At 69.1% G+C, this 20,789-nt stretch carries 11 protein-coding genes; 6 read left to right on the forward strand and 5 right to left on the reverse strand.

Going from position 1 to position 20,789, the window contains the following annotated elements:
• Positions 1–7: 7 nt before the first annotated feature.
• Entirely contained in the window at positions 8–1,645 is a 1,638-nt protein-coding gene (locus ACEN9G_RS10905) for a TldD/PmbA family protein (protein ID WP_413339023.1), read from the reverse strand.
• A 373-nt stretch (positions 1,646–2,018) separates the two neighbouring features.
• Between ACEN9G_RS10905 and ACEN9G_RS10910 the strand changes: the two genes are divergently transcribed.
• Together ACEN9G_RS10910 and ACEN9G_RS10915 are read left to right on the forward strand one after the other, a co-directional pair.
• Positions 2,019–3,572, forward strand: coding sequence for a S1C family serine protease (locus ACEN9G_RS10910; protein ID WP_413339024.1), 1,554 nt, complete (start codon positions 2,019–2,021; stop codon positions 3,570–3,572).
• Positions 3,572–4,486: a hypothetical protein gene (locus tag ACEN9G_RS10915; RefSeq protein WP_483126643.1), complete on the forward strand. Its 915-nt coding sequence runs from the start codon at positions 3,572–3,574 to the stop codon at positions 4,484–4,486. The genes ACEN9G_RS10910 and ACEN9G_RS10915 overlap by 1 nt, the downstream gene beginning before the upstream one ends.
• Before the next feature lie 123 nt (positions 4,487–4,609).
• Here ACEN9G_RS10915 and ACEN9G_RS10920 read toward each other — a convergent pair whose 3' ends face one another.
• Positions 4,610–6,232 (reverse strand): serine hydrolase, encoded by a 1,623-nt coding sequence (locus ACEN9G_RS10920; RefSeq protein ID WP_413339029.1) that lies wholly within the window; start codon positions 6,230–6,232, stop codon positions 4,610–4,612.
• A gap of 93 nt (positions 6,233–6,325) precedes the next feature.
• On the opposite strand from ACEN9G_RS10920, the gene ACEN9G_RS10925 reads away from it, so the two are divergent.
• Positions 6,326–6,901: a TMEM165/GDT1 family protein gene (locus tag ACEN9G_RS10925; RefSeq protein WP_413339035.1), complete on the forward strand. Its 576-nt coding sequence runs from the start codon at positions 6,326–6,328 to the stop codon at positions 6,899–6,901.
• Here ACEN9G_RS10925 and ACEN9G_RS10930 read toward each other — a convergent pair.
• Together ACEN9G_RS10930 and ACEN9G_RS10935 are read right to left on the reverse strand one after the other, a co-directional pair.
• Complete coding sequence (locus ACEN9G_RS10930) at positions 6,898–8,535, reverse strand: CehA/McbA family metallohydrolase (RefSeq protein ID WP_413339031.1); 1,638 nt, start codon at positions 8,533–8,535, stop codon at positions 6,898–6,900. The genes ACEN9G_RS10925 and ACEN9G_RS10930 overlap by 4 nt on opposite strands.
• A gap of 56 nt (positions 8,536–8,591) precedes the next feature.
• Positions 8,592–16,622, reverse strand: a complete 8,031-nt coding sequence (locus ACEN9G_RS10935) for a glycoside hydrolase family 94 protein (protein WP_495605540.1) — start codon at positions 16,620–16,622, stop codon at positions 8,592–8,594.
• A 52-nt stretch (positions 16,623–16,674) separates the two neighbouring features.
• On the opposite strand from ACEN9G_RS10935, the gene ACEN9G_RS10940 reads away from it, so the two are divergent.
• The gene (locus ACEN9G_RS10940) at positions 16,675–16,869 is read left to right on the forward strand and encodes a hypothetical protein (RefSeq protein WP_495605541.1); all 195 of its coding nucleotides are present in this window, start codon (positions 16,675–16,677) and stop codon (positions 16,867–16,869) included.
• A gap of 87 nt (positions 16,870–16,956) precedes the next feature.
• Here ACEN9G_RS10940 and ACEN9G_RS10945 read toward each other — a convergent pair whose 3' ends face one another.
• Positions 16,957–18,879 (reverse strand): aminotransferase class V-fold PLP-dependent enzyme, encoded by a 1,923-nt coding sequence (locus ACEN9G_RS10945; protein ID WP_483126645.1) that lies wholly within the window; start codon positions 18,877–18,879, stop codon positions 16,957–16,959.
• Positions 18,880–19,031: 152 nt separating this feature from the next.
• Here ACEN9G_RS10945 and ACEN9G_RS10950 point away from each other — a divergent pair, with 152 nt between their 5' ends.
• Both ACEN9G_RS10950 and ACEN9G_RS10955 read left to right on the forward strand, forming a co-directional pair.
• A complete protein-coding gene (locus tag ACEN9G_RS10950; RefSeq protein ID WP_413343381.1) occupies positions 19,032–19,517 on the forward strand; it encodes an Lrp/AsnC family transcriptional regulator in 486 nt (161 codons plus the stop codon).
• A gap of 68 nt (positions 19,518–19,585) precedes the next feature.
• On the forward strand, positions 19,586–20,719 hold the full coding sequence (locus tag ACEN9G_RS10955; RefSeq protein WP_413343376.1) for a branched-chain amino acid ABC transporter substrate-binding protein: 1,134 nt from the start codon (positions 19,586–19,588) through the stop codon (positions 20,717–20,719).
• Positions 20,720–20,789 lie beyond the last annotated feature (70 nt).

Raw genomic sequence — 20,789 nt, forward strand, 5'->3', positions numbered from 1 at the left:
CCCTGCCTTAGCCGATCTTGCGGGCGGTGTTGATGACGTTGATGCCGTTGAAGCGCGCGGTCGACGACCCGTGCGACACGATGCTGATCTGCGGAGGCTGGCCCTTGCCGTCGAAGAAGGAGCCGCCCATGCGCCAATCGCGTTCGTCGCAGATCGCCGTGCACGCATTCCAGAAGTCCTGCGTGTTCGACTGGTACGCCACGTCTTCCAGCATCTGGCCGATCTTGCCGTTGTTGATCTCGTAGAACAGCTGGCCGCCGAACTGGAAGTTGTAACGCTGCTGGTCGATCGAGAACGAACCGTCGCCCACGATGTAGATGCCCTTCTTGATGTCCTTGACCATCTCGTCCGGCGTGAGCTTCTTCTTCCCGGCCTGCAGCGAGACGTTCGGCATGCGCTGGAACTGCACGTTGCTCCAGCTGTCCGCGTACGAGCAGCCGTCCGATTCTTCCTTGCCGATGATGTGCGCCTGGTCGCGCGTGGCCTGGTAGCTGACGAGGATGCCGTCCTTGATGAGGTCCCAGCGCTTGGCCTTGACGCCTTCGTCGTCGTAGCCCACGTTGCCCAGCGAGCCCGGGGTCGTCTTGTCGGCGACGATGTTCACCAGCGGCGAGCCGTACTTGAACGACTTCGACTCCCATTTATCCAGCGTGGCGAAGCTGGTGCCGGCGTAGTTCGCCTCGTAGCCCAGCACGCGATCGAGCTCGGTCGGGTGGCCGACGGATTCGTGGATCGTCAGGTACAGGTGTTCCGGCGACAGCATCAGGTCATATTTACCTGGCGTGACCGACTTCGCGGTCAGCTTGCGCTTGGCGTCGCGGCCCGCGGCGCGCGCGTCCTCGACGATGTCGTACGATTTCGTGTACAGCGTGGCGACGCCGCCCGCCGCCTTGATCTTGTCTTCCTTGCGGGCGTCCAGGTATTCGTAGCCCATGCCGACCGGCGTCGACAGGCCGCTGCGCGAACGGAACTTGCCGCTGCCCTTGTCCACCGCGGTGGCGGAGAACGGCGCCCACAGGCGCTGCAGGTCCTGGTCGATGTACGAACCGTCGGTCGATGCGAAGTACTTCTGCTGGTTCACCTGGAACAGCATCGACTGCATGAAGCTCGCGCCGGCATCCATGCCCGCCTTGTTCGCCGCGATCAGCAGTTCGGCCTTTTCCTTGATCGGCACCGCGCGCCAGTCCTTGACGATCGGGGTCGCCCACGACACCTCGCCCACGCCCTTGACCGGTGCGAGACGCACCGGCTCGGACTGCAGCTTCGCGTTCGCCTTGGCGATCGCCACCGCCTGGCGCGCCGCGCCCGCGATGCCGTCCGGGGTCATGTCGTTGGTGGCGGCGAAGCCGTACGCGCCGTTGACCACCACGCGCACGCCGACGCCGGCCGATTCCGTGTTCGTCACGTTCTCGACGTTCAGGTCGCGGGTGATGATGTACTGGTTGAGATAGCGGCCGATGCGCACGTCGCAATAGCTCGCGCCGGCCCTGGTGGCGGCGTTCAGCGCGGTGTCGGCCAGCGCCTTCTTGGCCGCGATGGGCATCGCGGTGAGCAGCTCCTCGGCGGCGATGGCGTTGCCGAAGACGGGTACCAGCATGGCACCGGCGGTCCCGGCACCGATTTTAAGGAAGGTACGGCGTTCCATGGGTTCTCCTGAAATCACACACTTCTTTTTGGTCAGCGGCCCGGATTGCGGGCCGCTCCTTTTTTTACTGCGGGGTCGTGAAGCCGATGCACCTTAGCAGCAAGTTGACGTTTTGAATAGGCAATGTTCATGCCACGTGGCAGGCGGCGGATTTGCACGCGTTCCGGCGTTTTTCGGTGTCCGCGACTGTCCGCCCGGTGTCCGCGACAGGTGGGCCGGACACCTCGCATATGCATGCGTCATTACGCCTGGATACAACACGAGATTACTGAATGGTTACGCGTGAGAATTCGTGCATTTTTACAGTTACGCACCGTGTATATTGCGACGGCAACGTTTGCATGTCACATTTGCACACCAAAACAGGGATTCCATGAAGATCGTTCGCCTTGCGGCGGCCGCCGCAATCGCGCTGGCCAGCTGCACGCTCCAGGCCCAGGAAGTCAGCTTGGCCACCGCCCCGCCGACCGCACCGTCGACCGCAGTACTGCCCGTATCGCCTGCCGTCGAGAACTCGGTCGTCAAGATCTTCAGCACCCTGCGCCGCCCGGACCCGTTCAAGCCCTGGACCAAGGCCACGCCGCAAGAGATCACGGGATCGGGCGTGGTCATCGAGGGCAAGCGGATCCTCACCAACGCCCACGTCGTCGGCTACGCCAGCCAGGTGCAGGTGCAGGCGAGCCAGGACGGCGACAAGGTCGGCGCCACCGTCGTGGCCATCGCGCGCGGCATGGACCTCGCGCTGCTGAAACTGGACGACGAATCGTTCTTCGACAAGCACCACCCGGTCAAGCGCACGAGCGTCCTGCCGGACGTGCGCGAAGCCGTGATGGCCTATGGCTATCCGATGGGCGGCACGTCGCTGTCCGTCACCAAGGGCATCGTCTCGCGCGTCGAATTCGTCCCCTACGGCTACGGCAGCGCAGGCCTGCGCGTGCAGATCGACGCGCCCATCAACCCCGGCAACAGCGGCGGTCCGGTGATCGACGGCGACAAGATGGTCGGTCTCGCGTTCTCGGTGGCGGCGAATGCCCAGAACATCGGCTACGTGATCCCGAACGAGGAAGTGGAACTGTTCCTGCGCGACGTGGCCGACGGCCGCTACGACGGCAAGCCGCTGCTGCTGGACGATATCCAGACGCTGGAGAATCCGGTCCTGCGCCAGTACCTCAAGCTGGACAAGTCGGTCGACGGCGTCGTCGTGCACCGCCCGTACCGCAGCGATGCCGCGTATCCGCTGAAGGAATGGGACGTCATCACGCGCATCGGCGACTACCCCATCGACGATCAGGGCATGGTCAGGCTCGGGCCCAACCTGCGCGTGCGCTTCCAGTACCGCGTGCAGCAGGTCGCGAAGAACGGCAAGGTACCGCTGACCATCGTCCGCGGCGGCAAGACCATGCAGGTGCAGGTGCCGGTGAACGGCCCGCGTCCCCTGCTGATTCCCCCGCTGGACGGCGACTATCCGTCGTACTTCGTGTACGGCCCGATCGTGTTCTCGCGCGCCACGGCCGAATACCTGTCCTTCATCAGCAACAACGCGCACCTGCTGAACGCCTACAGCTTCAACGCCAGCCCGCTTGTCACGCGCCGCGGCGACGAGCCGGACGCGCAGCGCGAAGAACTCGTCGTCATCAGCTCGCCGTTCTTCCCGCACAAGCTCGTGACGGGCTACAGCAACCGCTTCGGCTCCGTCGTCGAGTCGATCAACGGCGTTCCGGTACGCAGCCTGCGCCATTTGGTGGCCGTGCTGCGCGACCTGAAGGACGACCTCGTCGTGCTGCGCTTCGACCAGCGCCTGGGCGAGACGATGGTCCTGCCGCGCCAGGCGCTGGTCGACGCCACCGAGGGCGTCCTGCAGGACAACGGCATCCGCTCGCAAGGCTCGCAAGACATGCTGGACGTCTGGAACGGCAAGAAGAATTGATGGCGTCTGCATTTTCGTTACGCCGCGCCGCATTGGGCGCGGCCGTGCTGTCCGCCTGCGTGCCCTGCCTGGCCGCGGCCGCACAACCGTTACCCACGCCGGCCCAGCTGGCCGCGCTGGCCTTTCCCGGCTGGAGCGAGAGCGCGGCCGGCCGCGTGCACAGCGCGGCCTTGCCGCCGCTTCCCGGCACCGGGCACGGCATCTACGCCGGCTGGAACGTGGGGCAGAACCGCGTACTCGTCGAACCGAAACTGGTGCTGCGCACGGACCCCACACACCTGACCCTCATCGCGGGCCTCGTGCCGGCCGGGGACGACGGCCGCTCCAGCGCCGTCCACGCGACGCCGCTGGCACTGGCTGCTTACCAGTTCGAACAGCATGGCGGCACGTGGGGCGTGAGTGGACGCCAGGGCATCTTCGCGCTGCGCGGCTTTTCCGGCGCCGCCGCCGTGCGCGAAGTCGCGCTGGCCGCGCGCCGCCCGGCCATCGCGGTGGAATACGGCAGTTGCTGGCAGGGTTACTGCGGCACCTGGCTCGCCGTGTACGAAGTGGGCCGCGACGCCGTCCGGCGCGAGCCGGCCGTGGAGCTGGCACTGTCCGGCATCAACGTCGACAGCGCGGCGGATTGCCAGCGCCGCCTGGCTCCGCTCGTGAAGCCGCACGCGCAGGACCCCATCGCACGCGACGACGGCGGTGCGCCGGACACGCACGACTGCTATGCGATCGAGAGCAGCTGGAGCATCGACGCGACGCATGAGCGGCCGGGCGACCTGACCATCCGCTACCAGGGGGCGATCAGCCGCGCGGAGTCGTATGCGGGGCCGCCGGCGGCGATCGACCAGAAGCAGGTGCTTCGGTACGGGAATGGGAAGTATCGGGCGATTTCAGGGTACTCGCCGGTGCCGGCGATATAACCTGTGACGTAAAAACCGTCGCCCCTGCGAAGGCAGGGGCCCAATTTTGCGTGCGTGGCCGCTCAAATGAACTTGGATCCCCGCCTGCGCGGGGATGACGATGCGAGCCGCGCGGACGACGTTTTATGGCGCGGTCTTTTTGACCGGCGTGAAGTTCAGGTCCTGGAAGTCATAGCTGAAATCCGTCTCCGTCGAGATGGGCTGCATCCGCATCCGCTCGATGCTTCCGTCCGGGTTCAGTGCGAACGTGACGTACGCATCCGCATTGAAGTTGCGCTCCTTCCAGCGCACGATGAACGTGTCGTGCTGGTAGTGTTCCAGTTCGCCCGTCAGGTCCGGCGTGCGCGACATCGTCAGGATCTGCCGGTTGCCCTCGTGCCGGATTGTCGCGATGCCGTACCAAGGATCCTGGTACTCGCCGTCGTACGCCGTGCGCGCCAGCGACGGTTGCGACTTCGCCGCGCGCGCGGCGTTCGCCTTGCCTATGCGCGCCAGTTCCTTCGCGTGGTTCTCGTCCTCGACGGCTTTCACGATGCCGATCCAGTCGGTCGCCGCGGCCGGGTTCAGCATGCGGTCGAGCAGCTGGTACTGCAGCGCGTTCAGCGAACCGCCGCTTTCCGCATTGGTCAGGATGGCGATGCCCAGCTTCGCATCCGGCACGAGCACCACCTTCGAATAAAAGCCCTGCAGCGCGCCGCTGTGCATCGCGACCAGCCTGCCCTGCCAGTCGCGCAGCTGGAAGCCGAGGCCATACGCGAGGAAGTTCGGGCGCGTGGCGGCCAGCTTGGGATCGGGCTCGCTGATGCGCATCGGCGTCTGCGCCGTCCACATCTCGCGCGCCTGCTTCGCGCTGTACAGGCGGATTTCCTTCCCGTTCGCGTCCGTGCCCACCTTGCCGCCCGCCAGCAGCACGTTCATCCAGCGCGCGATGTCCTCGGCATTCGTATTGATGCCGACGGCGCCCACGGCGTTCGGCACCGGCATCGCCTTCACGGCCGCGATCCTGTCGTTGATCTTGCTGTGGGCATTCGCCACGTCCGGATTGCCCGCGCTTTCCGCGAGGCTCGTCGTCGTGGAGACCATGCCGACCGGCGCGAGGATGCGCTCGTGGATCGTCTCGCCCCACGTCTTGCCTGACTTGGCCGCGATGATCTTGCCGGCCACGATGTACAGCAGGTTGTCGTACGCATAGCTGCTACGGAAGCTCGTGGCGGGGCGGATGAAGCGCAGCTTGTGGATGATCTCGTCGGTCGAGAAATTCGTCGTGGGCCACCACAGCAGGTCGCCGGCGCCGAGCCCCAGGCCGCTGCGGTGCGTGAGCAGGTCGCGCACCGTCATCTCGTGCGTGACGTACGCGTCGTACATCTGGAAGTCCGGCAGGTGCTGCGTGACCGGATCGTCCCACGCGAGCTTGCCTTCGTCGACGAGCATCGCCAGCGCGGCCGCCGTGAAGGCCTTCGAGTTCGACGCGACTTCGAACAGCGTCTTCGCATCGACCTTGTCCGGCGCGCCCAGCTTGCGCACGCCGAAGCCCTGCGTGGCGACGACCTTGCCGTCCTTGACGATGGCGATCGCGATGCCGGGCACGTCGAACAGCTTCATCGTGCGTTCGACGTCGGTGGCCAGCCGGGCGTTCAGGGCTGAGGCATCCTGCGTAATGACAGATGCGGCGGGGGCGGTGGCGGGTGTCTGCGCCAGTGCGGCGCCGGAGAAAGCGAGCAGGATCGCTGCTGCGATGCGGGTCATGGATTGCACTCTTGGATTCCTCGGATGGTGGAAGCGCGGGGCAGGATAGCATGTTCGCGTCGGCGCCACACCTCTGCTATGATCCGCCTTTCCATGGATGCCTTCCTCGTTTCCACCGGCATCGTCGCCCTCGCCGAAATCGGCGACAAGACGCAGTTGCTGGCCTTCCTCCTCGCCGCACGCTTCCGCCGTCCGCTGCCCATCGTGGCCGGCATCTTCGTCGCGACCGTCGCCAACCACGCCTTCGCCGCCGCCGTCGGCGCGCTCGTGAGCCGCCTGCTCGGCCCCGACGTCATGCGCTGGGTGCTGGGCATCGTCTTCCTCGGCATGGCCGCCTGGATCATGGTGCCGGACAAGGTGGACGAGGACGAGACGCCGCTGGCGCGCTTCGGCGTTTTTTTGACCACCGTGCTCGCGTTCTTCGTCGCCGAGATGGGCGACAAGACGCAGGTCGCGACCGTCGCCCTGGCGGCGCGCTACTCGTCCGCCGTGGCGGTGGTCGCCGGCACGACGCTCGGCATGATGCTCGCGAACGTGCCGGCCGTGTACTTCGGCGACCGGATCGCCGGACGTGTGCCTCTCAAGCTGGTGCACGGCCTGGCGGCGCTGATCTTCGCCGTGCTGGGCATCGCCACCCTGTTCGGCGCGGGACGCAGCCTGGGCTTCTAGGGCTGCTGCGTCACCCAGACCGGGGCCGACCACAGGATCTTGCCGTCGTCCTGCGTCACCTTCGCATAATAGAAATGCGCGCCCGGCGAAGGCGCCGTCGTGACGTCGGCCTTGTCGGACAGCTGGCTCACGTCGCCGTTGCGTCCCGGGACGCCTTCGATGATCGCCACCGTCGCGGCCTGCCGTCCCGCCGCGCTGGCGTAGGCGACCTGCAGCCGCAGCGCACCCGTATTGTCGAAGCGCTCGCCCATCAGGTGGCCGTTCGCGGTGAGGACCACCTGCGCATCCTTGTCCATCGTCGCGAACACGCGGCGCGCGCGCACGGCCTCGAGGAAGCTGGCGCGCGTCAGCGGCACGCCGTCCGGGATCAGCACGGCGCTGCGGTTGCTGTACGACGCGCCCCAGTTGGCGCAGTGGTTGTCCTGGTTGCTGCTGAACGCCACGTGGTAACCCGCTTCCAGCAGCTTGTTGCAGGCCTGCTCGAAATTGCTGCGCCGCGTCTCGCCCTCGTTCTCGCTGACGGAAAACGCGGTGCTGTTGACCACTTCGCACAAGGCCATCACGGCGTCGCCGTCGGGCGTGTAGGCGAGCGGCGTGCCGTTCACGGTGAACTGGCCGGTCGGCGCGGGATGGTTGAACTGGCCGGTCAGGCCGCGCTGGCGCATCAGGGCGTACAGCGCAGCGTAGTCGCTCTTGGCCGTTGGAGTGTCCGCAAGCAGCTCGCCCTTCCCGTTCTTTTCCCAGCCGAGCAGTTCGTCGCTGTCGAAGATGTTCAGGTGACCGCCGTTGCCGATCACGCCCCATTCCATGCCGTACAGCGCGAGGAAGCCCGGATTCGCATCCGAATAATCGCGCGCCGTCTTCAGGCCGGCGTGGTACAGCGCCTTCGCTTGCGCGGGATCGGCATCGAGGTTCGTGCCGTCCGAGCCGTCGTACATGTGGTTGTGCTCCGAGACCATCAGGATGTCCAGGCCGTGCCTGCGCGCATACGGGTAGGCGACATCCGGACCGTAGGGCGCCGTCTGCGGGTCCTGCGCGCCGTGGCAGTTGTCGACGGCGCCGCCGCCGTCGCTGTCGCGCGTCTGGCTGTGCAGGTTGCCGTAATAGACCGTGTACGGCAGCGCGCCCGGCGCCGGCATGGCCATCATGGGTGCGCGTCCCGTCGGCAGCGGAGAGAACGCGGGCAGCGCGGGCGCCGGCACGGTGCCGACGGCGATGTCCCAGCCCTGGTCGGCCGTCTCGCTGCCGCTGGCGGCATGCAGGCGCACGCGGTAGATGCCGGATGCGGGCTTACGGCCGGCGAGCATGCCCTGCCAGCGCACGGCCACGACACGCGACTGTGCACCCGGCGGCGTACCGCCCAGCGCGAGCCGCCCCTGCCATTGGGCGACGCGGCGGCCGGACGGCGCGACGAGTTCCAGGCGCCATCTCACGGGACGACGCGCGTGCAGGCCAGGATAGTTGAACGACAAGGTGAACGAGCGCGCATCGCGGACGTCGCCGCGGTACGGCGCGAGCAGGGTCGCATCGAACTCGTTATGGTCGAGCGTCGCGGCCGACGCAGAGCCAAACCAAGGGTTGAACACGCCGGCCGCGGCCAGCACCAGGGAGAGAGTGGGGATCGAGGTTTTCATGATGCAATTTTTGCAATTGCATGCATGTCGGCCTTGATCCGCAACTCATAAAATTGTCAGTTAGACATTAACTTATTGACAAAATTTAAGGGTTTATCCATTTGCATGTCGTCGTGGCGGGAAGCCACGTGCAGTTCCACCTCGTGCGTCCGGCCGTCGTCCACCAGCGCGATCGTATTGCCCTGCTGCGCCACCCCGTCCACGTGGAGCAGCGGCTCGTCCGCGCGCCGCACGGCGATCGTGTACTGGCTGCCGCGGTAGCGGTAGTGTAGACGGAAGCCTTCCCAGTTGGCGGGCAGGCGTGGCATCAAGGTCAAGGATTCGCCGGCTCGCGTCACCCCGAGCAACGATTCGACGATCAACCGATACATCCAGCCGGCCGAACCCGCGTACCAGCTTGCCGTCATCACGTACGGCGCCGTGTGCTCGGCCGGAACGAGCATGCGCGCCAGTGCCCACGCGCGCTCGGTGTCGCCGAGGTGCGCGAACGCCATCGCCGCCCAGATCGCCGCCTGCGTGTCCTGGGCGCCGCCGTCGTCGCGCACGAGATGCGCGTCCACCGCCTCCATCGCGATGCGCGCGCGGTCCGGGTCGGCCGCGCCGGACAGCACGGCCCAGCTTTGCGTGGCCGCATCGATGCCGCTGGCGCTGTCGTCGCCATACGCGCGCCGGTACCAGGCGCCGTCCCACGCGTTGCCGTCGAGGTTGTGCGCGAGGACCTGGGCTGCGCTGCGGCACGTCGTGCAGAAGCCGTAGTCGCCGCGGCGGTCGGCGAGTTCCGCGAAGCGGCACAGCACGTCGTACAGGAAGAACCCGAGCCGGACGCTCTCACCAACGCCACCCGCGCCCGGCGGCAGCCCGTGCGGCCCGAACACGAGGGCACGGCGCAGCGCGCGCACGCAGTGTTCGTAGATGCTGGCCTGTTCCTGCGAACGCTCGGGCAGGTCGCAATACGCCGCCTCGTCCTGCCTGAGCGCGCGGCCTTCGATGAACGGCGCGATCTCGTCCAGCAGCGCGTAGTCGCCCGTCACGCCCACATAGCGGTGCACCGCGAGCGGCAACCACAGGGCGTCGTCCGTGCAGCGCGTGCGCTCGCCGCGGCCCGTCGGCGGATGCCACCAGTGCTGCACGTCGCCTTCGACGAACTGATGGCCGGCGAACAGCAGGATGTGGTCGCGCAGCAGTTCCGGACGCACGTGCACGGCCGCCATCGCATCCTGCAGCTGGTCGCCGAAACGGTACGCGCCGACCGACTGGTCATGGCTCGTGCGCGCCCACATGCGGCACGCGATCGCCTGCACCATCAGCCAGCCGTTGACGAGAACGTCGAACGCCGGTTCCGGCGTCTCGATGCGGACGGCGCCCAGCGTGTCGTCCCAGAAGTCGCGCACGCGCGCCAGGTCGGCGGCGGCGGTCACGGCACCGCTGTGGCGCTGGACCATGCCGGTGGCGTCCAGGTTGCGGCGCCCGCCCACGCCCAGCATGAACACGAGTTCCTGTTCTTCTCCCGGCGCCAGGTCGACGACGGTCTGCAGCGCCGCGCACGGATCGAGCGCGGCGCCGCCGCGGCCGGACAAGGTCGTGCGCCCGAGCGCGGCCGGATTGGCGAGACTGCCGTCGCGGCCGATGAATTCCGCGCGGTCGCAGGTAAACGCCACGTGCTCGGCATCGAGGTGGAAGAACGCGACGCGGCCCGCGAAATCCCCGTTCCACGCACTCCGGGCAAACAGCGCGCCGCTGACGGGATCCTGCTCCGTCACCACGTGCGGCGCTGCGTCCGCGCGCAGCTCGCCCAGCACCCACTCCACGTAACCCGTGACGGACAGGCGCCGCGCCGTGGTCCCGTCGTTGCGCAGCTTGAGCACGATGTGTTTCAGCGGCGCGTCCAGCGCCACATACGTCAGCAGCTCGCTGTGGATGCCGTGCGCCGCGTGTTCGAACACGCTGTAGCCGAAGCCGTGGCGCATGACGTAGTCGGCGCCGGAGGGTGCCGGCAGCGCCGTCGGCGACCAGAACACGCCCGTCTGCTCGTCGCGCAGATAAAACACTTCGCCGCCGCGGCCGGCCACGAGGTCATCGTCCCACGGTGTCAGGCGGAATTCATGGGCATTCTGGTTCCAGCTGTACGCCTGGCCGCTTTCCGAGATCACCGTGCCGAACATCGGGCTCGCCAGCACGTTGACCCACGGCGTGGGCGTGTGCCGGCCCGGGCCCGTACGGATGACGTATTCGCGCCCGTCGGCCGTAAAGCCGCCGGTGCCGCCGTCCTGCGCGAGTTTCTGCGCGGCCGGCGCGGTCTCTTCGTCCAAGCCCGGCGCCGCGGTCGGCACGAGCGCGGGCGGCAACTCGGCCTTGCGCGCGGCCGCGCGGCGCAGTTGTTCGGCGAGGCTGCCCTGGTCGTCCGCCAGGACCACGCGCGCCACTGCCTGCATCAGCATGCGGTCTTCCAGCGACAGCTGCTCGGACGTGCACACGTACACGCCGCCCGCGCCGGGCAGCCGCATGACCTCGTCCTGCAGCGCCGCCGGGCCGTCGCACCAGGCCACGAGGTTCGCGGCGAGTCCTTTCGCGCGCCACCACGCATACGCCTGGACCGCCTGGCGCGCGAGGCCGAGGTTGGCGGCGTCGCGCAGGTGCAGCAGCACGAGCGGACGGTCGCCCGGAATGCCGAGGGCTTCCAGGTCGGCGCGGCCGTACTGGTTGCGCGCGATGACGGCCGGGTCGGCGCGCAGCGCGGGCTGCGGACACAGCACGCTGCCGGCCAGGCGCGCGTACAACTGGGCGTCCGCCTCGCTCGCGTTCAACTGGCGCAGCATGACCTGGCCGTGCGTCCATGCGAGTTCGGGCACGCGGTCGGCCACCTGGCGGTCGCGGTATTTGTCGATCAGGCGCAGCGCGTGGTCGCGCGTCTCGGCCACGCCCAGCACGATGTCGACCGTCGCTTCCTGGTGCGGTGCCAGCGTCAGGATGCGGCGGATCGCCAGCGCCGGATCGGACACGGCGCCGTCCAGGCCGTCCAGCGGCGCGCGGGCCTCCAGCGCGGCGGGATGCGCCCTGCTCCGTCCGCGGCCGATGAAGTGCGCGCGGTCCGTCCCGAACTGGGCCCCGGGCGCGTCCGCGCCGTGCACCGTCATCACGTTCAGCAGCCATGCCTGCCCATGCGCGCACACGAGCGCGTCGCGCTCCGCCAGTATCTCCATTTGCACGGTGGCCGGCGCCACCTCCGCGTAGCTCGTCAGCTCCATCGTGCGCGTCGTGCCCGTCCGGTTGGCGATGCGCAGGCGGCGCAGTTCGACGTCGTCGTCGGGCGCGACGACGATCTCCGTGTGCAGTTCGATGCCGTGGTCGCGCCGGCGGAATGCCGCGCGGCCTTCGGAGAACCGGGCTTCGTCATGCTCGGGCCGCGCCAGCGTGGGCCGCCACGTGTTCGACCACACGGCGCCGCTGTCCACGTCGCGCACGTAGCAGACATGGCCGCTGTCGCCGGCGGTCGGATCCGCGCGCCAGCGCGTGACGGCCAGGTCGCGCCACGCGCTGTAGCCGGCGCCGCTCGCCGTCACCAGCACGTGGTAGCGGCCGTTGGACAGCAGTTGCACGTCCTGCGGCGCGGCGTCCGGCTGCGTCACCGTGCGCGCCGCCGCGGCGGTGTCGGGTGCGCGCGGACGCGTGTCGTCGACCTCCACGTGGCGCCCCGCGGCGGCGCGCGGCACCGGTTCCTGCAGCAGCGGCAACGCGGCCTGGAACTGCGGTTCGGCGGCGAAGCGGCGCTGCATCGGCCGGTCGTGCAGCAGGCAGGACAGCGCCAGCAAACCCATGCCCTGGTGGTGCGCCATGAATGCGCGCACGATCGCATGGGCCTGGCCCGCGGGCCGCCGTGCCGGCGTGTAGTCGACGGCTTCATAGAAACCGTAGCGGCCCGTGAAGCCCAGCTGCGCCATGCGTTCCAGGTTGGCGCACGCGCGCTCCGGCTCGACCATCAGCGCCAGCAGCGCGGCATACGGCGCGACGACGAGGTCCTCGCCCGATACCCGTTGCGTGCAGCGCCGTGTACCCACCTCGGGTATGCCGAAGGCGCGGTACTGGTAATGCAGTGCGGCGTCCATCGCGTTGTAGCCGGATGCCGCAAAGCCCCACGGCACGTCGCGGCGGCGGCCGTATTCCGCCTGCGCGCGGACGATGCCCCGGTACGTCCGGTCCAGCAGCGTGTCGCGGTACGCCGGCATCACCAACAGCGGCGCCAGGTAGTCGTCCAGCGCGCCGTCCAGCGACAGCAGCACCGGGTGGCCGTACGCGCGGCACATCTGGCGGCCTAGCGCGGTCCAGTGTTCCTGCGGCAGCTGGCCGCGCGCGATGCCGGTGAAGCTGGCCAGGCGGGCATTCGATGCGAGCAATCCCGTGTCCGCGTCGGCCAGCAGACCGAAATCCATGTCCGCGCGCGCACGCGCGGCGCGGGCCAGTTGCGCGATCTTCTGCAGGCGCACCCGCGCGTTCGTGCTGCCTTCCTCGACAAGCCCGGCCAGCAGCAGCTGGCGCGTGCGCTCGTCCGGTTCCAGGTCGTCGCCCGGCGCCTTCATGCCGAAGCCGGCCAGCTCGCGCACCGTCGGGATGCGGGTGAGGCTCGAATCGATCACGTATTCCTGCACGACGCGCATCCACGGCGCCATCGCCAGCAGGTCCGCCTGCGCGGCCGCCGTTTGCCGCGCCAGCCTGCCGGTCCAGTCGCGCAGCTGCGGATCGGCGTCGTCGGGCACGGCGGCGCACAACGCCTCGGCGTCGCGCGCCAGCGTCTGCAGGCAATCGGCGAGGCCCGGCAAGGTGCCCGCATTGCGGCAGCGCTCCGGCGAGAGGTGCAGGCGCAGCGCGGCGATCGCCTCGCGCACGGCGGGCACGGCGTGTTCGTCGGCGACGTCGAGCGTGTCGCGGATGCCGTCCAGTGCGCGGCTGGAGGCGATGGGCTCATCGGCCAGCCGCTCCAGGCCGGCGGCCAGCGTGAGCAGGTGCGCCGCCAGGTTGCCGCTGCCGGCGATAGCCGTGGACAGCGGCTCCAGCGTGCGCGTATCGTACGCGTCGTGGAAGTGGCCGCGCTGGCGTTCCAGCCGGCCCATCGTCTGGAGTGTCGCGCGCGTGCGCGCCAGCAGGTCGCCCGTGGGCGCGTAGCCGAAGTCCCATGCCGTCATGTTGGCCAGCAGCGCGAAGCCCATGCTTGCGGGCGACGTGCGATGCGCGACGACGGGGGCCGGGTGTTCCTGCAAGTGGTCGGGCGGCAGCCAGTTGCTCTCCGCCGTGACGTGGTCTTCGAAGAATGCCCACGTGCGGCGCGCCGTCGTGCGCAGGAAGCGGCGCTGCGCATCCGCCAGGTGCGGTGCGTGACGCGCGGCCGGCAGGCTGACCCACCATGCGACCACGGGCGACAGGAACCACAGCAGCAGCAGGGGCGCTGCCGCGAACAGCGCGAGCGGATTCGCAAAGCTGAGCAGCACGGCGACGCCGACCGCGAACGCGGGCGCGAACCACATGTTCTGCCAGTTCGACTCCATGTCCGTGCTGGAGCGCGACAGCGTGGGCGCGCGCCACTCCAGGCGCAGCCGTTTCGACACGAGCATGCGCCACGCGCCGCGCGCGATCGCGTCCACGCTGTAGCTGGCCTCGTGCGGCAGGAAGGCCGTGTCCAGCAGCGCGTGATAGAGGCCGATGCGCGCATCGTGCGCGCAGTGCCGCAGGTGCGCGCCGGGGGCGACGTCGTGCGGCTTGTCGGCCAGGGCGACGAGCGTGCGCAGCGCGAACGGCACGAAGAACACGGCCAGCACGGCCGCGGTCCAGAACGCGGGCGCCGGCAGCAGCGCCCAGCACAGCACCAGCAGGATGCACAGCGTGGGCGCGACGAGGCTGCGGCGCAGGTTGTCGAACAGCTTCCAGCGCGCCAGCGGCGGCAACGGATTCGCTTCGCGGCTGCCGTCCGCCCGCGGCACGCGGTCGCGCAGCCAGCCGGCCAGTTGCCAGTCGCCGCGGATCTGGCGGTGGCGCCGGGCGACGTCGTCGCTGTAGCGCGCCGGGCATGGCGTCACGAGGTGGGCGTCGCCCAGCAGGCCGGCACGCAGGTAGCTGCCTTCCAGCAGGTCGTGCGACAGCACCCGGTCGTCCGGCAGGCGGCCGCGCAGCACGCGGTCGGCCACCGCCACGTCGTAGATGCCCTGGCCCGCGAACGTGCCTTCGCCGAACAGGTCCTGCTCGATGCCGGGTGCGCCGCCGCACAGGCGTTCGTAGCGCGACGCGTGTTCCGGCGGCAGCGCGGCCGTCATGCGCGGCTGCAGCAGGCCGTGACCGGCCACCACGCGCCGGCCACCATCATCGAGCACGGGGCGATTGAGCGGATGCGCCATCGCGGCGACGAAAGCGCGGGCGGCGTCGCGCGGCAGCCCGGTGCCGGCGTCCAAGGTGATCACGTAACGGATCTCGTCCACGCCGTCGACGGGCCCCTCGATCACGGCGAACGGCGCGCGCTCGCCGCGCAGCAGGAACGCGTTCAGGTCTTCCAGCTTGCCGCGCTTGCGGTCGCGGCCGATCCACGCGCCCTCGCCTTCGCTCCACGTGCGCTGGCGGTGCAGCAGCAGGAACGGCCGGCACTTCCCATACTTCGCATTCAGCGCGGCGATGCCGGCGCGCGCCTGTTCGATCAGGTCGGCGTCGCCGTACACCTCCTGCCGCGGCGCGTCGGCCAGGTCGGTCAGGAGGCAGAAGCGCAGCTGCGGATCGCGGTTGGCGAGGTAGTGCACTTCCAGTGACTCGACGAGGGCCGCCACGTTGTCGCGGCCGTACAGCAGCGCGGGCACGACGACGATGGCGCGCGCGTCCAGCGGGATGCCGGCCCCGAAATCCATGCGCGGCAGCGGCGCCGGTGCGACGAGCCGCGCGGCCATCAGGTCGACGAGGGCCAGCGCCAGCCGGCTCGCACCGAGGGCGCCCAGCAGGCCGATCGCGACGAGCAGTGCAGGACTGGCGCCGTCCTGCGCCGCATGGACCACGGTGGCACCCGCGAACAGCGCGGTGCACGCGCCGACGGCGCCCAGGTAGGCCGGCAGCGCGCGCACGCGCCCGGGGCGCAGGTTCAGCCGCTGTTTCAGCTGCGGCAACCCGTCGCCGGCCAGGTAAAAGCCGACGTGGCGCCCGCGCGCGTCATGCCCTTCCGCCGCCAGCGCCAGCGCTTCCGTCGCCACTTCGATCTCGCGCCGGCCGGCTTCCCGCGCGAGGCGCCCGACCACGTGGCGGTAATGGTCGCGCGTGGCACCGTCCATGCGGCCGTAGACGCCCGCCGGGTCGCCGCGCAGCGCCTGCTCGACGGCGCTCATCGTCTCGGTGAATTCGCGCCAGTCCATGCTGCCCAGCAGGCGCAGGCTGGCGATGGAATTCGTCACCGAGACGTCGTCGGCGGCCTGCTGCGTCACGTCGGCCTGCATCGCCTGGTCGATCGTGCGGCCTTCGTCCGCGAGGCGCGTGGCAATCCATTGCAAGGCCTGGGTGAGCGGGCCGCCGCGTCCCTGCAGCCGGCGCGCGAGTTCGGCCACGAAGCCGGAGCTCATCGGCTGCACGTCGCGCACCATGTCGGCCACGACGAGGATCAGGTCACCGGGACGCTCCTCGGCCCGCGCCGTCATGCGGTCGGCCCAGCGGTTGGCCTGCACGCGCTGGCGCCGTGTGTCCGCCTGGCGCATGGCGAGGCGGCGCAGGTTTTCGATCAGCACGAGGCGCAGCATGGCCGGCAGCGCCGCCAGTTCCGCCAGCGCCAGCGGCGCGCCTTCCTGGTAAGCGGCGACGAAGCGCGCGAGGCTTTCCGCGTCCAGCCGGCCGTCGCCATGCGCGATCACGTCCAGCGCCAGCTGGTACACGCGCGGATTGCCCGGCGCATCGGCGTCCTGCAGGCAGGGCAGCGCGCAGCAGTCGTCGTCGGGGAGGTGGCGGCGCGCGAGGCGGACGTGGTCGTCGATCAGCCAGGCATGGTCGAGCAGCGCGTCGGCTGCCGGCGGCAGGCGCACGCCCGCGCGGGCGTGCGCGCGCGAGGCCGGCGCAGGCGTCGGCGATGACGGCGGCATTGTCGTCCAGGCGGTCCAGCAGGCGGTCGCTGCCCGGCGCGTCGGCCAGTTGATGGCGCGCGGCGAGGCGGCGGCCGTGGACGGCCATCTGGGCGGCGGAAAACAGTTCGGCGCGCAGCGGGGCGTCGTCATCGGCGAAGCCGGCTGCGGGCGGCAGCGCTTTTTCTTCTTTCAACAGGAACCTCGTGGTGGCGTGCGCAATCGACCGCCGGCTGACGCGGGACGCGACCATTCGGATGAAGCGTGAGACGAGGGCGCACGGCTGCCGCCATGCTAAGCAATCAGGTGCCGGGAAACTGTGCGTTAGCGAACGCTCATTGACGATCGGTATGTTTTACGCGAGCGCGAGCCCACCCACGAGGGTCCACGCCTGCGCATGCCCCGCCCGGCGCAGGCACAGGGCGGCCTTCGCGCTACGGTTCCCACTGCGGCAGACGAACACGATCGGCCGTGCCGGATCGGACAACCATGCCGGCATATGCTCGGCAAGGCGCGACAGCGGCACGTGGTGCGCCGCGCGGCCGTGCAAGGTCATTGCGCCGGCCGCGGTTTCACCAGCTTCGCGGACGTCGACGAGCAGCGCGTCCGCGTGGCGGCGCAGGAAGACGTCCAGCGTGTCCGGGTCCAGCTGGCCCGGCACGCCGGCTGCGCGCAGCGCGTTCACCGTCGTACAGGCCAGGCCATCGACGTCGGTGCCGTGGCAGATCACGGCGGCAGCGTGTGCGACCTGCGTCAGGCGGGACGCATCGATGGCGCCGAAGACCTGGCGCACGGCCGTGCGCGGCAAGCGGCCGTCTTGCGCCTCGCCCAGCAGCCAGCCGCCCGGCACACGGGCCAGCACGGCGCCGCCGATGGGCATGCAGGGCGCATGGCTGCCGTCGTCCAGCGCGACGGTGGCGCGGTCCGCCGCGTCAAATTCGGTCAGGCGCAGGCCCGCGTCACGCGCCAGCGCGGCGATGCGGTCAACCTGCCCCGGCGGCGGATCGATCGCGACGCAGGTCCCGGCATCGAACACGATCCAGCCATGCCGCCCGTCGCCGCTGACCTGCATCACGCCTGGATTGCCGCCGCTGAGCGGCGACGTGCGCAACGCGTCTCCGCAGCGGCGGAGACGCGCGCAGGCGGCGTCGATGAATGCGTCGTCCGCGAGCGGCCCGATCGACAGGCGCACGGCGCCGCCGCTGCGCCACAGGGGCAGGCCCATCGCATCGAGGACGTAGCTGGGCGCGGCCTTGGCGGCGGAACAGGCCGAGCCCGCGCTGACGCGCACGCCGGCCGCGTCGAACAGGTCGAGCAGGTCCTTGCTGGAGACGCCGGGCACGGCGACATTCAGCGTGGTCGGCAGCGTGTGTTCGAACGGCGCGTTGAAGACGATGCCGGGAAATGCGTCGCGCAATGCGGCCGCGAGTCGGTCGCGCATGGCGGCCAGCTCGGCGTGGGTACGGAACGTCGTGCCCTCTTCCAGTGCGGCCAGCACGGCGCCGAGCGCGGCGATGCCGGCCATGTTTTCCGTGCCGGAGCGCTGGCCGTCTTCCTGGCCGCCGCCGATCATCAGCGGCGTGTACGGCGCGCCGTCGCGCACGTACAGGATGCCGATGCCTTTCGGCGCATGCAGTTTATGGCCGGAGAACGGCGCGTAATCGATGCGCGTGTTCGCGAGATCCAGCGGCAGCTTGCCCAGCGCCTGCACGCAGTCGACCATCCAGTAGGCTGTCGATCCGCTGGCGCGCAGCACGCGGGCGATGCCGTCCAGGTCCGAGATGGCGCCCGTCTCGTTGTTGGCCGCCATCGTACAGACCATGGCCGCGCGCGGCGCCAGGTCGCGCAGGACGTCCAGGCGGTGGCGGCCGGCCGGGTCGACGGGCAGCGGCTGCAAGGCAAGCCCGGTGCCGAGCAGGCGGTTCCAGTGCGCGAGGCTTTCCGACACGGCCTTGTGTTCGGTGGCGCCGTAGACCAGCAGGTCACCGCAGTCTTCCCCGGCCGCGCGGCGCTCGCGCACGGCGACGAGGGCCGACAGCACGGCGGTCTGGATGCCTTCCGTGGCGCCGCTCGTGAACAGCACGCGTCCCGGCCCGGCACCGAGCACGCGGCGGGCGCGCACACGGGTCGTGTCGAGGATGCGTTTGGCGCGCAGGCCGGTGGCGTGGCTGCTGCTCGGATTGCCGAACGAGGCCTCCATCGCCTCGACCGCGGCGGCGATCGCGGAAGGCAGGACCGGCGAAGTGGCGTTTGCGTCGAGGTAGAGGTCGGGGGCCATAAAATAATTGCTAAAAGTCCAAAAATAAATGCGCCAGCAGCGCGATTGTTGAGTAATATGTTACGGTTTGGTGCCGAAAATGACGTACTAAAGAATCTTTGATTTTTCCTGGCCTGAAGAACGAACATTCTAGAGACCGTGCGATGGACAAGATGAATTCACTCGACAAATACGACTGCGCGATCCTGGCCGCCCTGCAGGCCGACGCCACGCTGTCGATTTCCGGCCTGAGCGAAAAGGTCGGGCTCTCCAGCACCCCCTGCTGGAAACGCGTCAAACGCCTGGAGGAAGAGGGATACATCGAGAGCCGGGTCAGCATCGTCAACCGGCACAAGGTCGGCCTGCCCGTGACGGTGTTCGTCAGTGTGCGCACCAACGAGCACGACGAAAAATGGCTGGAGCGCTTCGCTTCCGCCGTCGTCGCGCTGCCGGAAGTCCTGGAATTCCACCGCATGAGCGGCGACGTCGACTACCTGCTCAAGGTCGTCACGACCGACATCGACGGCTACGACCGCTTCTACAAAAAACTGATCCGCACCGCGCAGCTGTCCGGCGTCTCCTCCGCGTTCTCGATGGAGCAGATCAAGTGCACCACCGCGCTGCCGCTGGATCTGATCACGCACGGGCTTCCGGCGTAAGCAAGCTGTTTGCACGCCCGCGCGATCGTGCGATGATGGCGCCCGTTGACTACAACGGAGACAAACGAATGGCATCAACCATCAAAACCCTGGCGCTGGCGGCGATCCTGCTCGCGACCGGGACGACCGCGCGCGCCCAGGACCAGGTCGTGCGCATCGGCGTGAGCGGCCCGCTGTCGGGTTCCAACGCCTTCGCCGGCAAGGACGACGAGAACGGCGTGCGCCTCGCGGTCGAGGAACTCAACGCGCAAAGGCTCAAGGTGGGCGGCAAGACGCTGAAATTCGAACTGCTGTCGGAAGACGACCAGGGCGACCCGAAAGCCGGCGTGAGCGTGGCGCAGAAGTTCGCCGACGCCGGCGTCAAGTTCGTGCTCGGCCCGTACAACTCGGGCGTGGCGATCCCCGCCTCGCGCGTCTACAACGATGCCGGCATCCTGATGTCGACCGTGGGCACGAGCCCCAAGATCACGCAGGCGCGCTACCCGAACGTGTTCCGCATCGTCGCCAGCGATTCCCAGGTGGGCGCATCGATGGCGTCGTACGCCGCCAGGGAACTCAAGATTAAAACCGTCGGCGTGATCGACGACCGCACCGCGTTCGGCCAGGGCATCGCCGACGAATTCGCGAAGCAGGCGCGCGCCTCGGGCGTGACCGTCGTCGGCCGCGAATTCACCAACGACAAGGCGAGCGATTTCTCCGCCATCCTGACCGCGTTCCGCGCGAAGAAAGTGGACGCCATCTTCTTCGGCGGCTATGCGCCGCAGGGCGCACCGATGGCGCGCCAGATGAAGCAGCTGGGCATGGCGAACGTGCGCCTGCTGGGCGGCGACACGCTGTGCAGCCCCGAGATGGCCAAGCTGGGCGGCGATGCCGTCGGCGGGAACGTGATGTGCGCGCAGGCCGGTGCGACGCTCGACAAGCAGGCCAACGGCCCCGCGTTCAAGGCGAGATACAAACAGCGCTACCAGCGCGACCCGGACGTGTACGCGCCCGCGTTCTACGACCAGACGATGTTCATCGCCCGCGCCATGCAGGCCGCGAATACGACGGACGCCGCGGCCGTCGGCAAGCAGCTGCACACGATGAACTACCAGGGCGTGGCCGGCACGTACGGCTACGACGCGAGCGGCAACCTGAAGAAGACGGCCGTCACCGTGTACACCTTCAAGGGCGGGCAACTGGCGCCGCTGGCCAATTACTGAAGCGGCCCTTGTAAAGACTGGGCCTCCGGCGGCGCAAGGCGTATCCTTGGCGCCGCTTCTTTTACATCGT

The sequence above is a fragment of the Massilia sp. Masssp94 genome (genome assembly GCF_059491305.1).

Bases quoted from the DNA above. Each gene is read 5' to 3' on its own strand.
- ACEN9G_RS10905 (WP_413339023.1), bottom strand. From the start codon at position 1,645: ATGGAACGCCGTACCTTCCTTAAAATCGGTGCCGGGACCGCCGGTGCC.
- ACEN9G_RS10910 (WP_413339024.1), top strand. From the start codon at position 2,019: ATGAAGATCGTTCGCCTTGCGGCGGCCGCCGCAATCGCGCTGGCCAGC.
- ACEN9G_RS10915 (WP_483126643.1), top strand. From the start codon at position 3,572: ATGGCGTCTGCATTTTCGTTACGCCGCGCCGCATTGGGCGCGGCCGTG.
- ACEN9G_RS10920 (WP_413339029.1), bottom strand. From the start codon at position 6,232: ATGACCCGCATCGCAGCAGCGATCCTGCTCGCTTTCTCCGGCGCCGCA.
- ACEN9G_RS10925 (WP_413339035.1), top strand. From the start codon at position 6,326: ATGGATGCCTTCCTCGTTTCCACCGGCATCGTCGCCCTCGCCGAAATC.
- ACEN9G_RS10930 (WP_413339031.1), bottom strand. From the start codon at position 8,535: ATGAAAACCTCGATCCCCACTCTCTCCCTGGTGCTGGCCGCGGCCGGC.
- ACEN9G_RS10935 (WP_495605540.1), bottom strand. From the start codon at position 16,622: ATGCCGCCGTCATCGCCGACGCCTGCGCCGGCCTCGCGCGCGCACGCC.
- ACEN9G_RS10940 (WP_495605541.1), top strand. From the start codon at position 16,675: ATGGCGCGCGGCGAGGCGGCGGCCGTGGACGGCCATCTGGGCGGCGGA.
- ACEN9G_RS10945 (WP_483126645.1), bottom strand. From the start codon at position 18,879: ATGGCCCCCGACCTCTACCTCGACGCAAACGCCACTTCGCCGGTCCTG.
- ACEN9G_RS10950 (WP_413343381.1), top strand. From the start codon at position 19,032: ATGAATTCACTCGACAAATACGACTGCGCGATCCTGGCCGCCCTGCAG.
- ACEN9G_RS10955 (WP_413343376.1), top strand. From the start codon at position 19,586: ATGGCATCAACCATCAAAACCCTGGCGCTGGCGGCGATCCTGCTCGCG.